The organism is Caballeronia sp. GAWG1-1, from assembly GCF_023631465.1.
Taxonomy (GTDB): Bacteria; Pseudomonadota; Gammaproteobacteria; order Burkholderiales; family Burkholderiaceae; genus Caballeronia.
The window spans coordinates 68,984-75,061 of record NZ_JALQDB010000022.1 but is presented as its reverse complement, the minus strand read 5'-3'; the positions used below and the strand labels follow the sequence as shown (position 1 = coordinate 75,061).

The following is a 6,078-nucleotide window of genomic DNA, read 5'->3' as shown; positions in this document are numbered from 1 at the left end:
ACATGTACCACCCCCACGCTCACATTCGTTCGCTGCCCCCCGAGGGGGCGCATGCCTCTCTTGAGGCGGCTCGGCGAGAGGCATAAACATGTACCACCCCCACGCTCACATTCGTTCGCTGCCCCCCGAGGGGGCGCATGCCTCTCTTGAGGCGGCTCGGCGAGAGGCATGATATGGCCGACATTCAAAACAACCTACCTCCCCAGGCAGTAACACCGCCACCCAGCGGCCGCATGGTCGCGGGCCGCGAGTTCTGGGCGAACTTCTCGCGCAATCGCGGCGCAGTGGTCGCGGGCATCATCGTGCTCGTGCTGATTCTGGTGGCGCTCACCGCGCCCGTGATCGCGCCGCACAGCCCCATCGAGCAATATCGCGAATACGTGAAGATTCCGCCCGCGTGGCTCGAAGGCGGCAACCGCATGTTCCTGCTCGGCACCGATGAAGCCGGCCGCGACATTCTCTCGCGTCTCATGTACGGCGCGCGGCTGTCGTTCTGGATCGGCTTCGTATCGGTCGTGCTCGCGCTCATTCCGGGCGTCGTGCTGGGGCTCATGGCCGCGTTCTTCGGCTGGCTCGATACCCCGATCATGCGCATCATGGATGTGCTCCTCGCGCTGCCTTCGCTCTTGCTCGCGGTCGCCGTGGTCGCGATCATCGGGCCGGGGCTCGTCAACACCATGCTTGCCATCGCCATCGTCGCGCTGCCGGGTTATGTGCGTCTGACGCGCGCATCGGCGCTCGGCGAATTGCAAAAGGAATACGTGACGGCATCGCGCGTCGCGGGTGCGGGCGTCGTGCGGCTGATGTTCTCGCAAGTGCTGCCGAACTGCGCCGCGCCGCTCATCGTGCAGGCGACGCTCGGGTTTTCATCGGCGATTCTGGACGCCGCCGCGCTCGGCTTCCTCGGCTTGGGCGTGCAACCGCCCGCGGCCGAGTGGGGCGCCATGCTGGCTTCGGCGCGCGATTACATCGAAAGCGCATGGTGGATCGTCACGATGCCCGGTCTCTCCATCCTGATCTCGGTGCTCGTCATCAATCTGCTCGGCGACGGTCTGCGCGACGCCCTCGACCCGAAACTGAAACGGATGGGATGACATGAACGATCTACTCACTATCCGTAATCTGCAAGTGACGTTCGGCGGCACACAGGCGGTCGATCGCATCGACCTGTCGGTCAAGCCGGGCGAAGTGGTCGGCGTGGTCGGCGAATCCGGCTCGGGCAAAAGCGTCACGATGATGGCGCTCATGGGCCTGATCGATGCACCCGGCAAGGTCTCGGCCGAACAGGTCACCTTCGATGGGCGCGATTTGCTGAAGGCCTCGGCGCGCGAGCGTCGCAAGATCATCGGCAAGGACATCGCGATGGTGTTTCAGGACGCGCTGACGAGCCTGAACCCGAGCTACACGGTCGGCTATCAGATCAAGGAATCGCTGAGACTGCACGAAGGCCTGCGCGGCGACGCACTCAACAAACGCGCGCTCGAACTGCTGGATCAAGTCGGCATTCCAGATGCGAAAAGCCGCATCGACGCGTTTCCGCATCAGATGTCGGGCGGCATGAATCAGCGCGTGATGATCGCAATGGCGGTCGCCTGCAATCCCAAACTCCTGATCGCCGACGAGCCCACGACCGCGCTCGACGTGACCATTCAGGCGCAGATCATGGAACTGCTCGTGCGCTTGCAAAAGGAACGCGGCATGGCGCTCGTGCTGATTTCGCACGATCTCGCGGTGGTGTCGGAAGTGGCGCAGCGCGTCGCGGTGATGTATGCGGGCGAGATCATCGAAACGAATCACGTCCCTGCCATTTTCAGCGAGCCGCATCATCCGTACACGGAAGCGTTGCTCGCCGCGATTCCGGAACATAGCCGCGGCGCGGATCGTCTGGCGGCGTTGCCGGGCATGGTGCCGGGCCGAGACGACAGACCCAGTGGATGCCTCTTTGCGCCGCGCTGCAAATATGCCGTCGAGGACTGCTGGAAGGGGCGGCCGAATCTGTTCCAGCTCGACCCGAACGACGCGGCCGTGCGCGCGCGTTGCATCAAGCCGTTGAATGTCGAAGTGGTGGTGGAAGGAGGCGCGCGATGAACGCCGTACCGAAGGAAATCAACAAGGACATCGTGCTCGCCGCCGATCAGCTCACGCGGCATTACAGCGTCAAGCGCAGCATGTTCGAACAGGGCACGGTGAAGGCGCTGAACGGCGTGTCGTTCGAGTTGCAGCGCGGGCGCACGCTTGCTGTCGTCGGCGAATCGGGCTGCGGCAAGTCCACGCTCGCGCGTCAGTTGACGATGATCGAAACGCCGACATCGGGCCGTCTTCTGATCGATGGCGAGGACGTGGCGGGCGCGAGCAAGGACAAGATCGCCGCGTTGCGGCAGCGCGTGCAGATGGTGTTTCAGAACCCGTTTGCGTCGCTCAATCCGCGTAAGACCGTCGAGCAGACGCTCGGCGAGCCGCTCGCCATCAACACGAAGCTCAACGCAACCGAACGCGCTCAACGCATTGCGCAGATGATGCGCACCGTCGGCCTGAGACCGGAACACGCGACGCGCTACCCGCACATGTTTTCGGGCGGTCAACGGCAACGCGTGGCGATTGCGCGCGCGATGATTCTCGACCCGCAAATCGTCGTCGCCGATGAACCCGTTTCCGCGCTCGATGTCTCGATCCAGGCGCAGATTCTCAATCTGTTCATGGACCTGCAAGCGCAGTTCGGCACGAGCTACGTGTTCATCTCGCACAACCTGTCGGTGGTCGAGCATATTGCCGATGACGTGATGGTGATGTACTTCGGCGGCGTGGCCGAACTCGGCGACAAGAAAACCATCTTCGCGCGACCGCGTCATCCGTACACGCGCGCCTTGATGTCGGCAACGCCCGCGTTGTTCGAGGAAGATCGCCGCATCAAGATCAAGCTGCAGGGCGAAATGCCTTCGCCGCTCAATCCGCCATCGGGCTGCACGTTTCATCAGCGCTGCCCGTACGCGATCGATCGTTGCAGAACCGAGGAACCGGCGCTGCGCGTCGTCGACGGGCGGCAAGTCTCGTGTCATCGCGCCGAGGAGGTAGGTGACGTGGAGGTTTGAATCGCATCGACGCGCGGTTTGACGCGCGCCAGCTTCGTTCAAAGAAGGCGGCGCGCGGTCAAGCTCCAAGTCGATCGTCTCGAAGCGACAGCGCGTGTCCAGCGGGTCGCGTGAATGTTTTAAGATGTCGCTCGTGCCGTATTCATATGACCAGCCGCGCGCCGCGCGCGTGGCGTCCGCCAGAGCGACAGCCATTGTGCTGTCGTTCGTACTGTTCATGGCAGGCGCGGTCGTTACGCCATCCGGTTTCGCGGTCGTCGGATCGCGTACGCCGGCAGGTGGCACTCCGCAGCCCGCAGGCGGCGCGGACGTAGCGGCGGCACCGGGCGCATCGGCACCCGCGCCGGCCGTGGATCGATCCGATGGCACGACGGCAAGCGGCCCCGTGCGCGCGGCGCCGGCGCGCATGCCGTTCTACGTTGCGACCAAAGGCACGACCACCATCTATTTGCTCGGCACGCTGCATGTCGGTTTCGCGACCGACTATCCGGCCGAACAGCCGTTTCGCCAGTCGATACTGGCTGCGCTTTATGCATCGCCCACACTCGCGCTCGAAATCTCTCCCGACGAACTGCTCGTTTCGCAAGAGGACGTGAATCGCTTCGGCATGTGCCGCAGCGAATGTCTGATCGATTATTTGCCGGATTCGATGTGGCAGGCGGTGCAAGCGCGCATGCGCAACAATCCCGATGCGCTGAAGGAATTGCGGCACACGCGTCCGTGGCTCGCGTCGATGCTGATCGAAACATACGACACGCTCAAGGCCGGTTTTCAGAGCGAGTACGGCACCGAGGCGCAGTTGCAGAATGTCTATCTGCATGTGCGCGGAAAAATCGTCGGGCTCGAAACCTTGAACGAACAGATATCGACGTTCACGCGTCTGACTTCCGCGCAACAGCGCGAGATGCTCGCGCAGGATCTCGTGCAGACGCCAACCGAAAACATCGCCGACGTGAAAGAGCTGCACCGGCTCTGGCGAATCGGCGACGCGGACGCGCTCAAAGCCTGGGACGACGCCAAGGGCAACAAGCTTGCGCGCTCGAAGCCGCTCGCGGATCAGGTGGATAACCGCGTGGTATATGAGCGCAATCGCCGCTTCGTCGCGCGGATGGTGCAACTGGCAGCGCCCGACAAGCCGGTGTTCGTGGCTATCGGGGCGCTGCATCTCGGCGGGTCGCGCGGCGTGCTCGAACTGCTGAGAAAGCGCGGCTTCGTCGTGGTGGCTGGCTGAACGCTTTGCCGATTCAGATGAACATCAGCCAGTTCAGCAAGAAGATGTTCACGATCAGAAGCGACAACGCCGTTGGCACCTGCACCTTGATCACCGCGTTCTTGTCGGGCAACTCCAGCAACGCCGCCGGAACCATGTTGAAGTTCGCGGCCATCGGCGTCATCAGCGTTCCGCAGTAGCCCGAGAACATGCCGATGGCGGCCATCGTTGCCGGATTGCCATGGAACACGCCGACGAGAATCGGTACGCCGACACCGCCCGTCATCACTGGAAACGCGGCGAAGCCGTTGCCCATCACCATCGTGAAAAGCGCCATGCCGACGACATAGACCGTCACCGCGACGAGCCGATAGTCGAGGTTGATGTAGGCCGTCGTCACATGCGCGACCGCCTTGCCGACGCCTGCGTCCGAGAACACGAGTCCGAGCATGCCGAGCATTTGCGGCAGCACGGCGGCCCACGAAAGCGCGTCGATGAGACGGCGCGCCTCGCGCATCGACTGGCCGACGGTATCGCGCGTCATGACGCACGCCACCGCCAGCGCGATCACGCAGCCTATGCCGAAGCCGATCAGCGTCACGTTCTTCAACTCGATCAACGGTTGCCCGCCGAAGACGAGATGGCTCGCGCCGAGCGTCAGGATCACGGTGACGACCGGAATGGTCAGCGCGGGCACGAAGAGCTTGTTGCCGAGCCGCGCGGCGCTCTGCCGGCGCGTTTGCTCCGACAGCATTTTCGGCTTCGCGCTGGTCACGCCGCCGAGTCCGGCGATGAGCGCCATCGCTATCACGAGCACGCCGACGACCGCGGGCGGCAGCCAGTCGCCGATCAGGAACACGAGCGCATACACGAGCCAGAACACGCCCGTCGTCAGGCGGCGCGGATGCGACTTGTCGGTGAGGATCATGCCGGCGACCACCACCAGCACGATGCCGACGAGATAGAAGAGATAGTTGATGGTGAGCGTCATGCTTTCTCTCCCGCGAGATTGCGCGTGAGCGCGCCGAGTTCGCGCGTCAGGCGCCGGTCGAGCAGCCACAGCCGAAAGCCGTGGATGAGGAACGCGCAGATCGCGGTTGGAATGCCCCACACGGCAACATGCATGGGTTCCACGACGATGCCCGCTTCCTTGAGGAACGTGACCATCAGCACGATGGCGCCGAACGCCACGAAGATGTCCTCGCCGAAGAAGAGGCCGACGTTGTCGGTTGCCGCCGAATATGCGCGCAGCTTGTGGCGCACCGCGTCGGAGAGCTTGCCGTAACGCGTTTCGGCGGCGCCTTCGGCCATCGGCGCGAGGAGCGGTCGCACCATTTGCGGATGGCCGCCGAGACCCGTGAGGCCGACCGCCGCCGTCAGTTCGCGCACGAGCAGATAGACGATCAACAGTCGCCCGACCGTCGCCGCGCGAATGCTCGATATCCACGTCTGCGCGCGTTCACGCAAGCCATGCCGTTCGAGCAGGCCGATCACCGCGAGCGGCAGCAAGATGATGAGCGGAATATTGCGCGTCTTCAGAAAGCCGGTGCCGATGGTGGTCAGAATGCGCTCCACGGGAAAGTGCGCCGCGAAGCCGGTGACGATCGCCGCTGCGGCGACCATCAGCATCGGATTGAAGCGCAGCACGAAGCCCACGATGATGACGGCCACGCCGATGAGCGGCCATAAGTTGACTGCGGTTGCCATGAGATCTCCAGACCAGGGGTTAGACATCGCGCCTCGAAGCGGACGCGTAAATAGCGCTTGTTAAAACGCCCC

At 63.5% G+C, this 6,078-nt stretch carries 6 protein-coding genes; 4 read left to right on the top strand and 2 right to left on the bottom strand.

Annotated elements, in window-relative coordinates; all coding sequences use genetic code 11:
• Window positions 1-173: 173 nt before the first annotated feature.
• From NCT03_RS13390 to NCT03_RS13375, 4 genes are all read left to right on the top strand, one after another.
• Window positions 174-1,094, top strand: coding sequence for an ABC transporter permease subunit (locus NCT03_RS13390; RefSeq protein WP_250492783.1), 921 nt, complete (start codon window positions 174-176; stop codon window positions 1,092-1,094).
• 1 nt (window position 1,095) lies between these two features.
• Window positions 1,096-2,088, top strand: coding sequence for an ABC transporter ATP-binding protein (locus NCT03_RS13385; protein ID WP_250492781.1), 993 nt, complete (start codon window positions 1,096-1,098; stop codon window positions 2,086-2,088).
• The gene (locus NCT03_RS13380; protein ID WP_244826515.1) at window positions 2,085-3,089 is read left to right on the top strand and encodes a peptide ABC transporter ATP-binding protein; all 1,005 of its coding nucleotides are present in this window, start codon (window positions 2,085-2,087) and stop codon (window positions 3,087-3,089) included. The genes NCT03_RS13385 and NCT03_RS13380 overlap by 4 nt, the downstream gene beginning before the upstream one ends.
• 124 nt (window positions 3,090-3,213) lie before the next feature.
• The gene (locus tag NCT03_RS13375) at window positions 3,214-4,320 is read left to right on the top strand and encodes a TraB/GumN family protein (protein ID WP_244826514.1); all 1,107 of its coding nucleotides are present in this window, start codon (window positions 3,214-3,216) and stop codon (window positions 4,318-4,320) included.
• Between the two features lie 13 nt (window positions 4,321-4,333).
• Here NCT03_RS13375 and NCT03_RS13370 read toward each other — a convergent pair whose 3' ends face one another.
• On the bottom strand, window positions 4,334-5,290 hold the full coding sequence (locus NCT03_RS13370) for a DUF979 domain-containing protein (RefSeq protein ID WP_250492780.1): 957 nt from the start codon (window positions 5,288-5,290) through the stop codon (window positions 4,334-4,336).
• A complete protein-coding gene (locus tag NCT03_RS13365; RefSeq protein ID WP_250492779.1) occupies window positions 5,287-6,006 on the bottom strand; it encodes a DUF969 domain-containing protein in 720 nt (239 codons plus the stop codon). Before NCT03_RS13365 ends, NCT03_RS13370 begins: the two co-directional genes overlap by 4 nt.
• Window positions 6,007-6,078: the final 72 nt, after the last annotated feature.

Bases quoted from the DNA above. Each gene is read 5' to 3' on its own strand.
- NCT03_RS13375 (WP_244826514.1), top strand. From the start codon at position 3,214: ATGTCGCTCGTGCCGTATTCATATGACCAGCCGCGCGCCGCGCGCGTG.
- NCT03_RS13390 (WP_250492783.1), top strand. From the start codon at position 174: ATGGCCGACATTCAAAACAACCTACCTCCCCAGGCAGTAACACCGCCA.
- NCT03_RS13380 (WP_244826515.1), top strand. From the start codon at position 2,085: ATGAACGCCGTACCGAAGGAAATCAACAAGGACATCGTGCTCGCCGCC.
- NCT03_RS13365 (WP_250492779.1), bottom strand. From the start codon at position 6,006: ATGGCAACCGCAGTCAACTTATGGCCGCTCATCGGCGTGGCCGTCATC.
- NCT03_RS13370 (WP_250492780.1), bottom strand. From the start codon at position 5,290: ATGACGCTCACCATCAACTATCTCTTCTATCTCGTCGGCATCGTGCTG.
- NCT03_RS13385 (WP_250492781.1), top strand. From the start codon at position 1,096: ATGAACGATCTACTCACTATCCGTAATCTGCAAGTGACGTTCGGCGGC.